Origin of the sequence: Deinococcus sp., assembly GCF_030523985.1 — a bacterium.
In the GTDB taxonomy this organism is placed as follows: Bacteria; Deinococcota; Deinococci; order Deinococcales; family Deinococcaceae; genus Deinococcus.
Genome location: NZ_JAUNHK010000055.1, coordinates 1 through 15135, shown reverse-complemented (window position 1 = coordinate 15135; position 15135 = coordinate 1). Strand labels below are relative to the sequence as shown.

The window sequence follows — 15135 nt, the reverse complement described above, 5'->3', positions numbered from 1 at the left end:
CCCTTCAGGACGGGGGGGAAGCCGTCACGCCTGCGGTCTACAGCGCCGCCCTGCTCAGTGCCGTTCCCGACCCCGACGCCTGGGCCGAGCGCCTGGGCCTGGGGCGGGGGCCACTGGGGCTGCTGGAACGCGCCCTGTCCGACACTTTTTACCCGGCCCAGACACCCGAACGCCTGTTGCGAGGTCTGCTGCGCCCAGACAGCTACCCCCCGCTGACAGGCCGCGACGTGCTGGCGCTGGGCGGGCCACCCGGCCCCGGCGTCGGGCAGGCGCTGGCGCATCTGGCGAATTTGCGCCGCACGGGACAGGTGCGCTCGGCTGACGAGGAACGCGAGGCGCTGCGGGCTTATCTGCAAGAAACTCAGAACCGGGGCTGACGCTCCTCATGGCCCTCGCCCATAGAATGACCTTCTATGCGCCTGATTTCCCTGCTGCAAGAAAATCCTCTGGCCTTCGCCATCATCGCGGGGGCGCTGGTGCTGTCGCTGACGGTGCATGAGTTCGCCCATGCCTACACCGCCGACCGACTGGGCGACCCCACGCCCCGGCGCTTCGGGCGCGTGACCCTCAATCCGCTCAAGCACCTCGACCCGTTCGGCACGCTGCTGCTGCTCTTCGCGGGCTTCGGCTTTGCCCGCCCCGTGCCGATCAACCCCAACAACCTGGGCCGCTGGGGAACGCTGTGGGCCACCGCCGCCGGGCCACTGAGCAACCTGCTGATCGCCCTCCTCTGCGCCGGACTCCTGGCCCTCCTCCCCATGTCGCAGATGGGCGCGGTCATCCTGATTACCGTTCTGAGCATCAACGTGGTGCTGGCCGTCTTTAACCTGCTGCCTATCCCGCTGCTCGACGGCAGCCGCATTCTGGGCGCACTCATTCCTTCGATGGGCCGCAGCTTGGCGCAGTTCGAGGCGCAGCCTTTTTCCTTCGTCATCGTGATGGTGTTCATTTACCTGATGGGCGCTCCCATCGGCAACCTCATCGGCCGCGTGCAGCAGTGGGTGCTGGACCTGGTCGTGTAATGGAGCCTTGGGGCGGATGTCGTGTGCCGCCCGACAGGCACGCTGACAGCAACTGCCGCCCCACACGGGTGTTTATGCGGCCCACCTTGAGGGCACAGAGAAAGCGGTTGAGCGGCGAGGGTCAGACCTCGCCCTTTCTCTAGGCTGGCCCAGACCGTGCGGCTTACGCACGCCACTCCTGTCCACCCGACTTCTCTTTCTTTTCCCGCTTGAGGCGCTATCCTCTCCCCCGTCGCGCCCCCAAGCGCGGTCATCCAGACTCGCTGAAGGGTTTTCCTGCCCGCACGCACGGCGAGAGCAACCAGCCATCATCACGGCACGGTGCTTTCAGGAAGGTTTGTTTGGAATTGCCGACGATGGCACGAATAAACCGATGCCCGCAGGAGGTGCATTTCAGCTATGAGCCATCAGCTATGGGCCACAGGCGACCCGGCCAGCGCCAACGCTTCGGCCACGACCAAAACGACAGGGCAGATCACCGTATATGCGCTGGGCAGCGTGCCCACCGAAAAAATCCGCTTTGTGACCATCCTGGCCGACTACGAGGGCGGCTGGCTCCATCTGCGTCAGTGTGGGCGCACGGGCTGGGAATGGCCCGGCGGCAAGGTGGAAGCGGGCGAATCACTCCTACAGGCCGCCGAGCGCGAACTGCGTGAGGAAACCGGGGCCACTCGCTTTACGCTGCGCCAGACGCATGAATACGGCTTTGGCGGCAGCTTCGGCGCACAATTTCGCGCCAGCATTGCCGAACTGGGCGCGGAGCGCGAGGCGAAAATGGAAGCCTTGCAAGTGTTCCCTGCGCTGCCCGACGAACTGACCTACCCCCACATTTACCCCGCCCTTTTTGCCGCCTGCAAGGAACTGTAACCATGACCTCGCCTATTTATGCCGAAGCCCAGCGCCGCATCCTCATTCTGGACGGCGCATGGGGCACCCAACTGCAAAACGCAAATCTCACCGAGGCCGATTTCCGCTGGCCCGAAGCCGACCCGCTGCGGATGTACCGGGGCAACTTCGACCTGCTGCAACTGACCAAGCCGGACGTGATTCGCGCCGTCCACCGCGCCTATTTCGAGGCGGGGGCGGACATTGCCAGCACCAACACGTTTAACAGCACCACCATTTCGCAGGCGGATTACGGCACGGAAGCTCTGGCCTACGCCATGAACCGCGAAGGCGCACGGCTGGCCCGCGAAGTGGCCGACGAATTTGAAGCGCAGGACGGCAAAAAACGCTGGGTGGCGGGCAGCGTGGGGCCGACCAACCGCACCGCGACCCTTTCGCCCGACGTGGAGCGCCCCGAGTTCCGCAACGTGACCTACGACGACCTCGTGACCGCGTACAGCGAAGCCATCACGGGCCTGATGGACGGCGGCGCAGACCTACTGCTGATCGAAACGGTGTTCGACACGCTGAACGCCAAAGCCGCGATGTTCGCCGCGCAGGAAGTCTTTGCCCAGCAGGGACGCGAGTTGCCCATCATGCTGTCTGGGACGATTACCGACGCTTCGGGCCGCACGCTGAGCGGGCAAACGCCGGAAGCCTTCGCGGTAAGCACCGAGCACGCCAGCCTCTTCAGCCTCGGCCTGAATTGTGCGCTGGGCGCGGATCTGCTGCGGCCTCACCTGCGGGCGATTGCCGCGAACACGGAGGCGCTGGTTTCGGTGCACCCCAACGCGGGTCTGCCCAACGCCTTTGGCGAGTACGACGAAACGCCCGAACACACGGCGGCGGTGCTGGCCGACTTTGCCCGCGAGGGACTGGTCAATATTGTGGGCGGCTGCTGTGGCACGACGCCGGAGCACATCCGAGCGATTGCCGAAGCGGTCAGGAACATCCCCCCGCGCACCGCGCCCACATTGCCGCCTTACTTGCGCCTCAGCGGCCTCGAAGCCTTCACCCTCACCCCCGAAACCAACTTCGTGAACGTGGGCGAGCGCACCAACGTGACGGGCAGCCCCAAATTCAGCAAGGCGATTCTGGCGGGCGATTTTGACTCGGGCCTCAAAATTGCGCGCCAGCAGGTCAATAACGGCGCGCAGGTCGTGGACATCAACTTCGACGAGGGGATGCTGGACGGCGAGGCCGCGATGGTCAAGTTCCTGAACCTGCTGGCGGGCGAACCCGATATTTCCCGCGTGCCGCTGATGCTGGATTCCAGCAAGTGGGAGATTCTGGAAGCGGGCCTGAAGCGCGTGCAGGGCAAGGCGATTGTCAACTCCATTTCGCTGAAGGACGGCGAAGCGAAGTTTCTGGAGCGGGCGCGACTGCTGCGGCGCTACGGGGCGGCGGCGGTGGTCATGGCCTTCGACGAGCAGGGGCAGGCCGACAATCTGGAACGCCGCAAGGAAATCACGTCCCGCGCCTACAAACTGCTGACTCAGCAGGCCGATTTTCCGCCGCAGGACATCATTTTTGACCCCAACGTGCTGACGGTGGCAACGGGCATCGAGGAGCACGACCGCTACGCGCTGGACTTCATCGAGGCGACGCGCTGGATTAAGCAAAATCTGCCGGGAGCGCTGGTGTCGGGCGGGATTTCCAACGTGTCGTTCAGCTTCCGGGGCAACAACCATGTGCGCGAGGCGATGCACGCGGTGTTTCTGTACCACGCGATTCGGGCCGGGCTGGACATGGGCATCGTGAATGCGGGCATGCTCGCCGTGTACGACGACATCGAACCGGAACTCCGCGAAGCCGTTGAGGACGTGATTCTGGCCCGCCGTGAGGACGCCACCGAGCGCCTGCTGACGCTTTCGGAGCGGTACAAGGACGTGAAGCGCGAGGTGGCGACCCAGAACGCCTGGCGCGAGTTGCCCGTGCGGGAGCGCCTGACGCACTCTTTGGTGCAGGGCATTTCGGACTTTGTGGACGCCGACGCCGAGGAAGCCTACCGCGAACTGGGCAGCCCCCTAAAGGTCATTGAAGGGCCGCTGATGGACGGCATGAACGTGGTGGGCGACCTGTTCGGCGCGGGCAAAATGTTCCTGCCGCAAGTGGTGAAATCCGCCCGCGTGATGAAAAAGGCGGTGGCCTACCTCACGCCGTACTTGGAAGCGGAAAAGTCCGAGAGCAGCACGAAGGGCAAGGTCTTGCTGGCAACGGTGAAAGGCGACGTACACGACATCGGTAAGAACATCGTGGGCGTGGTGCTGGCCTGCAACGGCTATCAGGTCACTGACCTGGGCGTGATGGTGCAGACCAAAAAAATCTTGGACGAGGCCGAAAAGCTCGGCGCAGACGTGATTGGCCTGAGTGGTCTGATTACCCCCAGTCTGGACGAGATGGTCAACGTGGCCCGCGAAATGACCCGCCGGGGCGTGAAAACCCCCTTGCTTATCGGCGGCGCGACGACCAGCCGGGCGCATACTGCCGTCAAGATTGACCCCGCCTACGACGGCACGGTGGTACACGTGCTGGACGCCTCCCGCGCCGTGACGGTGGTGAACGACCTCCTGACCGACGAAGCGACCTACGCCGAGCGCACCCGTGGCGAGTACGACGCCCTGCGCGAGCGGCACGGGGAGCGGCAGGTGCGGCTGATTTCGATTGAGGAAGCGCGGGCGAGGGGGAAAAGTGTTGATGGTCAATGGTTGATGGTTGATGGAGAAAAGCAAAAACCATCAACTATCAACCATCTACCATCACCGCCGAAGGCTTTAGGCCGCCAAATCATCCATCAGTCGATTGCCGATCTGCTCCCCTACATCGACTGGACGCCCTTTTTTATTGCCTGGGAGATGAAGGGCATCTACCCCAACATCCTGACCGACCCCCTGCGCGGCGAGGAGGCCCGAAAGCTGTTCGACGATGCTCAGGCCATGCTCAGGCGCGTGATGGCTGACGGCAGCCTGCAAGCGCGGGGCGTGATTGGGTTGTGGCCTGCCCAGCGGCGGGGGGATGACATTGTGGTTGAGAGTCAATGGTTGATGGTTGATGGAGAAAAGCAACGACCATCTACTATCAACCATCAACCATCAACACTTCACACCCTTCGCCAGCAGCGCGACCAGCACACCCCCAACCTCGCGCTGGCCGACTACATCGCCCCCAGCGGCGACCATATTGGCGCGTTTGCGGTCGGTATTTTCGGCGCGGAGGAACTGGCCCGCGAGTTCGAGGCGCAGCATGACGACTACAACGCCATTCTGGTCAAGGCGGTGGCCGACCGCCTGGCCGAAGCCTTTGCCGAAAAGCTGCACCGCGACGTGCGGGTGGAGCACTGGGGCTACGCGCCCGACGAGGCGCTGGACAACACCGACCTGATTAAAGAGCGGTATCAGGGCATCCGCCCCGCGCCCGGCTACCCCGCCCAGCCCGACCACACCGAGAAGCGCACCATTTTTGGGCTGCTGGGCGCCGAGGAAATCGGCCTGAGCCTCACCGAGAGCTGCGCCATGTATCCCGCCGCCGCCGTGTCCGGCCTGTATTTTGCCCACCCGGAAGCCCGTTACTTCGCTGTGGGCCGCATCGGGCGCGATCAGGTAGAAGACTACGCGAGGCGCAAAGGCTGGACGCTGGAGGAAGCGGAGCGGTGGCTGGGGCCGATGCTCGCTTACGCGAGGGTTGATGGTCAAAGGTTGATGGTTGATGGAGAAAATCAAAAACCATCAACTCTCAACCATCAACCATCAACAGGCGGTACGCCATGACCCGCATCTCCCTCGAACTCATCCCCCGCACCCGCTCGGGTCTGCGGGCGGAACTCGCGGAGGTTCAGGAGCGCTTCCCGAGCGTGGACACAGTGAATATCCCCGACCTGATGCGGTTTTCCACGCGCTCGTGGGAGGGGTGTGCATTTGCGCGGCCTCAGTTCCGGGCCATTCCGCACATCCGGGCCATTGACCTGAACCCGCGTGAGCCGCTGCCAATGGCGGGGGCGCTGGTGGAACATGGGATAGACGAAGTGCTGATCGTCACCGGAGACGCGCCCAGCGACATGAGCCACCGGGTCTACAACGTGGACGCCGAGCAGGCCATTCGCCGCTTTGCCCGCGAGCTGCCGCACATCCGGGTATACGCGGGCCTCGACCCCTACCGCCAGAGCTTCGCCCGCGAGCGCGACTACATGGAACGCAAGCTGGAGGCGGGCGCCGTGGGCTTTTTTACCCAGCCCTTTTTCGACATGCGCCTGATGGAAGCCTACGCCGACCTCGTGCCGGACGGCGCGGAGATGTGGTGGGGCGTGACCAACGTGACCACCGAGGGCAGCATGACCTACTGGGCCAGCCGCAACGCCGCCGTGTACCCCAAGCACTTCGACCTCTCGCTGGAGTGGAACCGCCGCCTGGCACGGGACGCGCTGCAATTTGCGCGCGAGCGGGGCCAGCACGTGTATTTCCAGCCCATCCGGACGGACGTTCAGGAGTACCTGGGCGGGATTCTGTAGAGCGGATAGCAGATGGCGAATGGCAGATAGCCCGCACTGAGCCATCTGCCATTTGCTATCCGCTCTCCGCGTATTAGCCGTTGTCCACGACCACCGTAAACGTCTTGCTGGCTTTGCCGTTCGCGGGCACGTCCACCTTCAGGGTCGCGGTGCCCTGGTTTTGTACGGGCGCAGCGCTGTCAATCGTCACGCGGCGGCCTCCCACGCGCTCGGTCACTTCGGCGCGGACAGTGCGGCTCTTGCTGCTCTCGAAGGTGTAGGTGACTTTGTAGGTCGTCTTGGTCACGTTGCCCTTGGCGTCCTTGACCTGACCCACGGTCTGCACGGTGCGGGTGTAGGCCACGTCGGGGTCTTCGCCCAGCGTGAATTCCACCTCGCCGCCCTTGCGGGTTTCGCTGATGAACGCCATGCCCACGATGCGCCCGTCCTCGCGCACGGTGACGGGGCCAGCGGGCAGGCGGTCGTCGGCGGTAAAACGGTAGAAGCGGCTCAGCGTGCCCTCGCGCTTGTCGGTGCCGAAGTAGGTGTTCAGGCCCGCGTAGCGCTCGAATTTGGTCAGCTTGGGCGTCAGGAAAGGCAGCGTGACCACGCTGTTGGCGGGCAGGGTAAACGCGGTGGACAGCGTGTACTTGTACAGCCCGCGCATCTCGCCTCCGCTCTGGATTTTGGGGGCCGCGTAGCCTGCCGTCGCCTGGGTGGTGACGCCCTCGCGCATCAGCATCGGCGCGGGGGGCATCATGTCGCCCTGCACGTTCACGTCGCCCGCGTACAGTTCGGTGTTTTTGACCTCGTAGGGCAGGTCGGTGGCGTTGCGAATGTCCGCCAGAGCGCTGAGTTGGGCGCCCGCGTCACTCGCCTTGAGGGTGTAGCGCGGCTGCCAGGACACGCTGCGGGTCAGGTAGCTCAGCGTGCCACTGCCCGCATTTTTCAGGCTGTAGGTCAGCGTCTGCGAAGGGCTGAGCGGGTTGGCGGGGGGCAGCACGTCGAACTGCAAATCTTCGTAGCGGGCAGTGAAATACTTGCCGCTCGCGTCCTTGACGAGCAAATCCTTGGCCCGCACCAGCGTCACGGGTTCAGTCTTGCCGCCTTCACGCTCCAGATACACGGTTTTGCCTTCCAGACCGCTCAGCCAGTTGGCTTCCAGCTTCTGCACGGCGCTGTCGAAGGCCAGCCCTTCCAGGTCGAGGCTGCCGCCGATCACGCCGTTCCAGGCTTCCTGCGGCAGCGCCACCGTCAGCGTTTTGCCCGCAGCGCTGACCGGTTCGCGCACTTCGGTGAAGCTGGGATAGATACGGATGTCGGTTGCGGCTGCCTTATCCATTGCGCCTCCGAGGGTCAGGGCCAGAGCCAGGGTCAAAAGTCGTTTCATGGCCTGCATTGTGCGCCTCACACGTTTGGAAGGTGTGAGACACAGCGTCAGAAAGGCGACAGCTTGGAGATGGTGAGATGATGGAAAGGCCAAATGGAAAAACCCCCGCAACGAGGGCGGGGGCAACTGCTGGTGCTTCGGCTTACTGCTTGGCGGCTTCGATCAGCGCGGGGACAATCTGACCCACGTCGCCCACGATGCCGTAGTCCGCGACCTTGAAGATGGGAGCTTCGGGGTCCTTGTTGATGGCGATGATGTTCTTGGACTTGCCCATGCCCGAGAGGTGCTGCACCGCGCCGCTCACGCCCAGCGCGATGTAGGCCTTGGGCTGCACAGTCTTGCCAGTCTGCCCGACCTGCTCGGCGTAGGGACGCCAGCCCGCGTCCACCACAGCGCGGGTCGCGCCCACGCCTGCGCCAATCTGGTCGGCGAGACCCTCGACCAGCGTGGCGAAGTTCTCGGGGCTGCCCACGCCGCGTCCGCCAGTGACGATCACGTCGGCCTCGGTCAGGGCCACGCGACTGCTCTTTTCCACGCTCTTGCCCGTGACCTGCACGCGGGGGGCAGGCAGTTCCAGTTCCACGTCGTACTGCTCGCCTGCCGTGCCGGTCGGCTGGGCGGGGTTGAAGGAACCGGGCTTGACGGTCACGACGACCACGCTGCCTTCGCCTTCCACCGTTTCAGTCACGCGGGCGAGGTAGGTGTAGCGCTGGGCCTGCACCGCGTTTCCGTTGCTGCTGAGCTTGATGGCGTCTTCGAGGTAGGGAGCGTCCAGCTTGACGGCCACGCGGGGAGCGTACTCGCGCCCGCTGCGGCTACCGCCGATGACGACCAGGCTGGCCTCGCCTTCCTGGGCAATCTGGGTGACGGCGGCGGCCCACACTTCGGCGTTGTACTGGGCCAGGCCCGCCGCATCGCCGACCAGCACCTGATCGGCATACTGAGCGGCTTCGTTGGCGACTTCGGCCACGCCCTGACCCAGCACCAGCAGGGTCACGGGGCCTTCTTTGCCGCTCTCGCGGGCGGCACTGACCATCTCTAAGGTGGACTTGGCGAGCTTGGCGCCGTTGTGTTCGGCAACAATCAGAATCATGGGGAACCTCCGGTTCCGTCTAAACGTCAAAGGTCTAAACGTCTAAAAGGCTAAATGCTCCTGGCTTCCGGCCCTCTGCCATCCGCCATCTGCTCTCTGCACCGTCAGGCGATGACTTTGGCTTCGTTGCGCAGCAGGTTCAGGAGTTCGGCGGCAGCGGCCTGGGGGTCTTTGCCGTCAATCATCTTGTTCAAGCGGGCGCGGGTCTGGATTTCGGCGTTCACGGTGCGGACGCTGGCCTGCACACCGTACTGGTCGAGGCTGTCCTTACGCAGTTCCTTCTTCTTGGCCTTCATGATGTTGGGCAAGGTGGGGTAGCGCGGCTCGTTCAGGCCCTGCTGGGTGGTCACCACGGCGGGCAGCGGAGCGCTGAAGCTCTCGTTGCCTTCGTCCACGTCGTGGCGTCCGGTCAGGGTGTCGCCCTCGACCTTCAGCTCGTTCGTCCAGGTCAGCTGGGGCCAGCCCAGGCGCTCGGCGGTGGCCGCACCCAGGGCCTGCGAGTCCCAGTCGGCTTCCTGCCCACCAACCAGAATCAGGCCCGCGCCCTCGGCCTGGGCGACCTGGGCAACCACTTTGCTCAGGCTCACGGCGTCGATCTTCTCGTCGGTTTCGACGTGAATGGCGCGGTCTACACCCATCGCCAGAGCAGTACGCAGGGCGTCTTCGTTGCGCTGGGGGCCAACCGCCAGGGCCACGATTTCCTCGACGGGGGCGCCGCCTTCGCGCAGGCGCAGGGCTTCTTCCACGCCGTACTCGTCCATGCCGTCGACCACCAGGGTCGCGCCGTCGAGGTCTACGCCCGTGCCAGAGACTTTCACGCGGGCTTCGGCGTCAGGAACCTGCCGTACCAGAGTCAGAATTTTCATGCTTTAACCTCCGTGTGAATCTTGCCCGAACGGGTCAGGCTCATCCGTACTTCCGGCTCCTATTCTGCCTGCTCCGGAGACCGATTTCTGGAAGATGTTTGAGAGAGTCCAGTACTGCTCAAGTTTATACTCGGTAAAAGTTAGCGTCCCGGCCCTTCATTTTCTACTGCCTCTTCGCTCAAGTTTCACCCGCCAAGCGTAACCTGACGCGTACCTGTCCCCTGCTTGAAGAGAAACATAAGCTTCCCGTGGGTGACACTCATAGACTGAGCCGAAGCTGAAGGCATGAAGAAGTTTCTTGCAGTCGTGACCACCACCCTCCTGGCCAGTGCGTCGGCCCAGACCGTCGTGGTGCAGCCTTCCAGCAGCCTGGGCCTGAACGGTCTGGAATTCGGCGTGTTGGGCGGCTATGCGGGCGGCCTGAACGGTGAAGTGTTCGTTCACGCGCCCAACGTGGCCGGGCCGGTGGGGGTCAAGGCCAGCGCCGCCTACACCAGCGCCAGCGACGCCATCCGCGACAACGTGGACATCACGGGCAACAACTCGGGCCTGAACCTGGGGACCTTCGGCAGCTACAAGGAAAAGGGACTGGCGACCGAGAGTGGTAGCCACACCACCTATGCGCTGGACGCCACCTATAACCTGGGCCGCGTTTCGGCAGGCACCGACCTGACCCTGTACGCGGGCGGACGCTACGGCAACTTCAGCGCCACCGAAACCTACGCGAATGAAGCGGCCCTGACCCAGACCACCCGCACCAGCGCCTTCGGTGTGGGCGCGGGGGCCATGCTCGGCTACCGCCTGAGCGACCGCGCCAGCCTGGTGGGCGACCTGGGGATTGACCAGTACTTCAATGGCACCATCACCAACGGCACCGATAACGGCACCTACAACCCCAATGAAGCTGGCTACAACGACATCCGCGCCCGCTTCGCCTTCCCCGGCACGGTCTTCAAGGCCAAGGTCGGCATGAAGTTCAACTTCTAAAGCATTTTGCATAAAGAGGTCATGCCCCTTGTGCCCTCTTTATGCCGAGTGGAACGAGTAAAAACCAATGAGCAGCAGGCAGACTGGAGGCGTTTGGAGTTCTTTTCTCCGAACGCCGTAATTCTGCAGGCTGCTCTAAACGTCTCTGTCTGACGATCTCCCCGGCTCCGGCTGGGGAGTTTTCTTTTTGGTCAGTTCCTGCAATTGCCCAAACGCCGCCACCGTGCGCGGAAAGCCGAGGTAAGGGATGCACAGCAGCAGCGCCTCGCGGACTTCCTGCTCGGTGGCCCCGGCCCGCATGGCCCCGCGCAGGTGGGTCTGGAGTTCGCCAGGGCTGCCCAGAGACACCAGCAGAACGCAGGCGAGCAGTTCCTTGGTTTTGAGGTCGAGGCCGGGCCGCTCGTACACCGTGTCATAGGCGAAGTCGCGGATGTAGGCCATCAGGTCGGCGTCAAGGTTGGAGAGCCGCTCCAGAATGCGGTCTTCCTGTGCGCCGAAGATGGCTTGCCGGGCAGTGGTGGGCGTGTCGTCAGACATGGCGACAGCATGGCAGGTGAAGCGCCGGAGAGGGCGGGATTAAGCCTGCACTCCAGCCCGTGTCCCGCTCTACCTCTCCTGTCGGGGAGGCCGCAGCGCCGGAATTCTTAGGCCGCCGCGCCCGTCCCAACCCTTGAACGCGTAGAAGCGGCCCGGCTCGCCCGTGTTGAGGTAATCGGCCAGCGGTTCGCGCATGGGCGGCGAGTCGAGCTTGTCGAGTGCTTCCTCGACGCTGCAAAACCGCGCTTCCACGATGAAGCCGTCGGGGTCGGCAGGATTGAGCAGCCCTTCCCAGGTCGCCTCGAACGCCACCGCGATGGCGCGTTCGCCCCGGCGCTCGTCCTCGATGTGGACGGTGTAGGCCATGTGTTTGATGCCGGTCAGTTTGAGGCCGGTTTCCTCGTAGATCTCGCGGTAGAGGGCTTCGGGCAAGGTTTCGCCGTGCTCGACGACCCCGCCGGGAAGGGTGTGGCGCACCCGACCATGCCCCTGCCAGTCGTTGCCCACGAGCAGCACCCGTCCGAACCTGTCGCGCAAGATGCCTGCCGCTACCAGCAGGTCACGCCGCCCCATGACCTTTCACCTCTTCCCGCTCCTCGCCCTGCATGTCGAGGAGCTGCTGTTCCTTCTGGCTGCGGGCGAGCGCCGCCACCACCGGGGTCAGCGCCCCGGCCATCACCGAGTCGAGGGGATGGTTCTTGTCGTCGCCTTCCAGTCGGTGGTCGGTCACGCGGTTTTGCGGATAGTTGTAGGTACGGATCTTCTCCGAGCGGTCGCCACTGCCCACCTGCGAGGCACGGTCCTGGCGTTCCTGCGCTTCGCGGGCGGCCCGCTCACGCTCGGCCAGGCGTGCGGTTAGGACTTGCAGCGCCTTCTCGCGGTTCTTGATCTGCGAGCGCCCGTCCTGGCAAATCACCATGATTTCGTCGGGTGTCCCGGCGCGGTAGACGGCCCGCACCGCCGAGTCGGTGGTGTTGACGCCCTGTCCACCCGCGCCCTGCGAGCGGAACACGTCGATGCGGACTTCGGACAGGTCGAGGTTGACCTCGCCGGGTTCGGCTTCGGGCAACACGGCGACGGTGGCGGTAGACGTGTGAATGCGGCCCTGCGACTCGGTGGCGGGCACGCGCTGCACGCGGTGAACCCCCCTTTCCCACTTGAAGGCGCGAAAGGCAGAGTCGCCCGTCACCTCGGCCACGACCTTGCTGGCCCCGCCCAGGTCACTCTCGGAAGCGTCCAGCACGTTGATACTGAGGTGATGGGCCGCCGCGTACCGTTCGTACATTCGCAGCAGGTCCATCACGAAAAGGCCCGCTTCGGCCCCGCCCGCTCCGGCCCGCAATTCCAGAATCACGTCTTTGGCGTCGTCGGGGTCGGTCGGGAGCAGCAGCACTTCGAGTTCGCTCTCGATTTCGGCCAGCCGCGCCTGGAGCGCCTCGGCCTCGGCCTGCGCCATCTCGCGCATGTCGGGGTCTTGCAGTAGTTCGCGTGCGCCGTTCAGGTCGCTCTGCGCTTGCGTTCTCTCCTTGACCAGGGCCGCGAGGGGCATCAGTTCGCGGTGGCGGCGGGTCAGGCGGGCGTACTCGCGGGGGTCGGCCAGGGCAGCCGGGTCACCCAGGCGGCGCTCGACCAGACCGAACTCGGAGACCAGTTCGTCGAGGCGCGCACTCATGTTCGGCACTCGGCCCGCCGGAAATCCCCGGTCAGGCGGCAGGAAAAAGGGGTGGACACAAAGGACATGCCGGGTAGTCTAGCGCTCCGCTCTCACCCTTCTGGACTTGGTCTCTAAAGAACTCCATAGAAAAAGTGGCCTCTGCTGCGGCACAGAGGCAAGGGGCCACCCACTGCGGGCACCGTGCGCTTGCGGGTGTCCCCGGCGCTGTTTCCTATCAGGTGACGCTTGTACCTTGCCTTGGAAGCGCTTCACAGCGCAAGCTTCAGTTGTCTAAATCTATTTGTTGAGTTTGCTTGTTCCTGGAGGCTTGCTATGACCACCGCACAAAACGACGCCCAAGTTGTCGCCGACTTGGGCCTGAACCCTGGTACCCTGCACGTCAACCCTGGCGTGGACGACCTGTATGCCCATGCCATTCGCCTGGGCGAAGGCGTCAAGGCGGCCACCGGCCCACTGACTGTCCGCACCAACAAGACGGGCCGCAGCCCCAAGGACCGTTTCATCGTCGAGGACGACAAGACCAAGGACACCGTGTGGTGGGAAGGCTTCAACCAGCCCATCAGCGGCGAAGTGTTCGACCGCCTGCTGGACAAGATGGTGGCGTACGCCGAAGGGCGTGAACTGTTCGTGCAGCAGGTCTTCGCGGGCACCGACAAGGAACACCGCATCCCGGTACGCATGATTACCGAAATGGCGTACCACTCGCTGTTTATTCACAACATGTTCGTGCGGCCCACCGAAGACGAGTTGAAGAACTTCCAGGCCGAGTGGACGGTGCTCAACATCCCCAGCTTCAAGGCCGACCCCGCTGTGGACGGCACCCGCAGCGACACCTTCATTCTGGTCAACTTCGGCAAGAAGATGATCATCGCGGGCGGCACCCAGTACGCGGGCGAGAACAAGAAGGGCATCTTCGGCGTGCTGAACTACCTGCTTCCCGAAAAGGGCGTCATGCCCATGCACTGCTCGGCCAATGTGGGCGAGGATGGCGACGTGGCGCTGTTCTTCGGGCTGTCGGGCACCGGCAAGACGACGCTGAGCGCCGACCCCAAGCGCAAGCTGATCGGTGACGACGAGCACGGCTGGACCGACACGGGCGTCTTCAACTTCGAGGGCGGCTGCTACGCCAAAGTCATCAACCTGAATCCCGAAGCCGAACCCGCCATCTACCAGACCACCCGCAACTACGGCACGGTGCTGGAAAACGTGGTGCTCGACAGTGAAGGCAACCCCGACCTGAATGACGGCAGCCTCACCGAAAACACCCGCAGCGCCTACCCCATCGACCAGATTCCCAACATCCAGCCCGGTTCCATCGGTGGCATTCCCAAGAACGTGGTGTTCCTGACCGCCGACGCCTTCGGGGTGCTGCCGCCCATCAGCCGCCTGACCCCCGAGCAGATGATGTACCAGTTCATCAGCGGCTTTACCGCCAAGATTCCCGGCACCGAGCAGGGGGTGACCGAGCCGACTCCCACCTTCAGCACCTGCTTCGGTGCGCCCTTCATGCCCCGTCACCCCGGCGAGTACGCCAAGTTGCTGGCTCAAAAGGTCGAGGACAGCGGCGCGACGGTATGGCTGGTCAACACTGGCTGGACGGGCGGCAAGTACGGCGAAGGCCACCGCATGAGCATCAAGCACACCCGCGCCCTGCTCGACGCGGCCCTGAGCGGTCAGCTCGACAACGCCGAGTTCATCAAAGACCCCTTCTTCGACCTCGAAATTCCACAGAACGTCGAAGGCATCCCCAACGACGTCCTCAACCCCCGTGACGCCTGGGCGGACAAGGACGCCTACGACGAAACCGCCAAGAAGCTCGCCCGCATGTTCCGCGAGAACTTTGGGCGTTTCGAGAGCGGCGTGGACGCGGCGGTGACGGCTTCCATGCCCGACCCCGACAAGCAGTAAATCGGCCCAGAAGTCGAAAGTTAGGAGGAGGTGCAGCCGCCCGTGCTGCGCCCCTTTTTCTTTTTCTTAAGTACATCGAACCTAACATTCCGCATTTTCGGAAAAGAACCGAAACTGCTTCATTCCCGGTTCGACGTACTTTTTTCGGTACTCGCTCCGCTCGGTTAATCTAAACGTACTTAGCCTTCGGGAGGGGCAGAGAATCGGGCTGACGAACGGCTGACACGGTGTCTTCATGCTGCCCGCAAGCATCAACACTGTCTGACGCAGACCAGAGGAGGCAACGATG

At 63.8% G+C, this 15135-nt stretch carries 12 protein-coding genes and 1 pseudogene; 7 read left to right on the top strand and 6 right to left on the bottom strand.

Going from position 1 to position 15135, the window contains the following annotated elements; all coding sequences use genetic code 11:
- From Q4C89_RS09290 to Q4C89_RS09270, 5 genes and pseudogenes are all read left to right on the top strand, one after another.
- A pseudogene (locus tag Q4C89_RS09290) lies at positions 1 to 377 on the top strand (CCA tRNA nucleotidyltransferase); the annotation flags it as partial.
- A 36-nt stretch (positions 378 to 413) separates the two neighbouring features.
- Positions 414 to 1022 (top strand): site-2 protease family protein, encoded by a 609-nt coding sequence (locus tag Q4C89_RS09285; RefSeq protein ID WP_303102326.1) that lies wholly within the window; start codon positions 414 to 416, stop codon positions 1020 to 1022.
- 399 nt (positions 1023 to 1421) lie between these two features.
- A complete protein-coding gene (locus tag Q4C89_RS09280; protein ID WP_303102325.1) occupies positions 1422 to 1889 on the top strand; it encodes an NUDIX domain-containing protein in 468 nt (155 codons plus the stop codon).
- Positions 1890 to 1891: 2 nt separating this feature from the next.
- Positions 1892 to 5674, top strand: a complete 3783-nt coding sequence (gene metH / locus Q4C89_RS09275; protein ID WP_303102324.1) for a methionine synthase — start codon at positions 1892 to 1894, stop codon at positions 5672 to 5674.
- The gene (locus Q4C89_RS09270; protein WP_303102323.1) at positions 5671 to 6411 is read left to right on the top strand and encodes a methylenetetrahydrofolate reductase; all 741 of its coding nucleotides are present in this window, start codon (positions 5671 to 5673) and stop codon (positions 6409 to 6411) included. The genes metH and Q4C89_RS09270 overlap by 4 nt, the downstream gene beginning before the upstream one ends.
- 73 nt (positions 6412 to 6484) lie before the next feature.
- On the opposite strand, the gene Q4C89_RS09265 is transcribed toward Q4C89_RS09270, so the two are convergent.
- From Q4C89_RS09265 to Q4C89_RS09255, 3 genes are all read right to left on the bottom strand, one after another.
- Positions 6485 to 7780, bottom strand: coding sequence for a DUF4139 domain-containing protein (locus Q4C89_RS09265; RefSeq protein ID WP_303102322.1), 1296 nt, complete (start codon positions 7778 to 7780; stop codon positions 6485 to 6487).
- A gap of 142 nt (positions 7781 to 7922) precedes the next feature.
- Complete coding sequence (locus Q4C89_RS09260) at positions 7923 to 8873, bottom strand: electron transfer flavoprotein subunit alpha/FixB family protein (RefSeq protein ID WP_303102321.1); 951 nt, start codon at positions 8871 to 8873, stop codon at positions 7923 to 7925.
- 104 nt (positions 8874 to 8977) lie between these two features.
- The gene (locus tag Q4C89_RS09255) at positions 8978 to 9739 is read right to left on the bottom strand and encodes an electron transfer flavoprotein subunit beta/FixA family protein (RefSeq protein WP_303102320.1); all 762 of its coding nucleotides are present in this window, start codon (positions 9737 to 9739) and stop codon (positions 8978 to 8980) included.
- A gap of 285 nt (positions 9740 to 10024) precedes the next feature.
- Here Q4C89_RS09255 and Q4C89_RS09250 point away from each other — a divergent pair, with 285 nt between their 5' ends.
- Positions 10025 to 10726: a hypothetical protein gene (locus tag Q4C89_RS09250; RefSeq protein ID WP_303102319.1), complete on the top strand. Its 702-nt coding sequence runs from the start codon at positions 10025 to 10027 to the stop codon at positions 10724 to 10726.
- 135 nt (positions 10727 to 10861) lie between these two features.
- On the opposite strand, the gene Q4C89_RS09245 is transcribed toward Q4C89_RS09250, so the two are convergent.
- From Q4C89_RS09245 to prfA, 3 genes are all read right to left on the bottom strand, one after another.
- The gene (locus Q4C89_RS09245) at positions 10862 to 11263 is read right to left on the bottom strand and encodes a carboxymuconolactone decarboxylase family protein (protein WP_303102318.1); all 402 of its coding nucleotides are present in this window, start codon (positions 11261 to 11263) and stop codon (positions 10862 to 10864) included.
- A gap of 69 nt (positions 11264 to 11332) precedes the next feature.
- Positions 11333 to 11836 (bottom strand): NUDIX hydrolase, encoded by a 504-nt coding sequence (locus Q4C89_RS09240; protein WP_303102317.1) that lies wholly within the window; start codon positions 11834 to 11836, stop codon positions 11333 to 11335.
- Positions 11823 to 12935: a peptide chain release factor 1 gene (gene prfA / locus Q4C89_RS09235; protein ID WP_303102316.1), complete on the bottom strand. Its 1113-nt coding sequence runs from the start codon at positions 12933 to 12935 to the stop codon at positions 11823 to 11825. The genes Q4C89_RS09240 and prfA overlap by 14 nt, the downstream gene beginning before the upstream one ends.
- Before the next feature lie 315 nt (positions 12936 to 13250).
- Here prfA and pckA point away from each other — a divergent pair, with 315 nt between their 5' ends.
- Entirely contained in the window at positions 13251 to 14846 is a 1596-nt protein-coding gene (pckA, locus tag Q4C89_RS09230) for a phosphoenolpyruvate carboxykinase (ATP) (protein ID WP_303102315.1), read from the top strand.
- Positions 14847 to 15135 lie beyond the last annotated feature (289 nt).

Coding starts and splice junctions, on each gene's coding strand:
- pckA (WP_303102315.1), top strand. CDS start 13,251: ATGACCACCGCACAAAACGACGCCCAAGTTGTCGCCGACTTGGGCCTG.
- Q4C89_RS09260 (WP_303102321.1), bottom strand. CDS start 8,873: ATGATTCTGATTGTTGCCGAACACAACGGCGCCAAGCTCGCCAAGTCC.
- Q4C89_RS09265 (WP_303102322.1), bottom strand. CDS start 7,780: ATGAAACGACTTTTGACCCTGGCTCTGGCCCTGACCCTCGGAGGCGCA.
- Q4C89_RS09250 (WP_303102319.1), top strand. CDS start 10,025: ATGAAGAAGTTTCTTGCAGTCGTGACCACCACCCTCCTGGCCAGTGCG.
- Q4C89_RS09255 (WP_303102320.1), bottom strand. CDS start 9,739: ATGAAAATTCTGACTCTGGTACGGCAGGTTCCTGACGCCGAAGCCCGC.
- Q4C89_RS09285 (WP_303102326.1), top strand. CDS start 414: ATGCGCCTGATTTCCCTGCTGCAAGAAAATCCTCTGGCCTTCGCCATC.
- Q4C89_RS09240 (WP_303102317.1), bottom strand. CDS start 11,836: ATGGGGCGGCGTGACCTGCTGGTAGCGGCAGGCATCTTGCGCGACAGG.
- prfA (WP_303102316.1), bottom strand. CDS start 12,935: ATGAGTGCGCGCCTCGACGAACTGGTCTCCGAGTTCGGTCTGGTCGAG.
- Q4C89_RS09280 (WP_303102325.1), top strand. CDS start 1,422: ATGAGCCATCAGCTATGGGCCACAGGCGACCCGGCCAGCGCCAACGCT.
- Q4C89_RS09270 (WP_303102323.1), top strand. CDS start 5,671: ATGACCCGCATCTCCCTCGAACTCATCCCCCGCACCCGCTCGGGTCTG.
- Q4C89_RS09245 (WP_303102318.1), bottom strand. CDS start 11,263: ATGTCTGACGACACGCCCACCACTGCCCGGCAAGCCATCTTCGGCGCA.
- metH (WP_303102324.1), top strand. CDS start 1,892: ATGACCTCGCCTATTTATGCCGAAGCCCAGCGCCGCATCCTCATTCTG.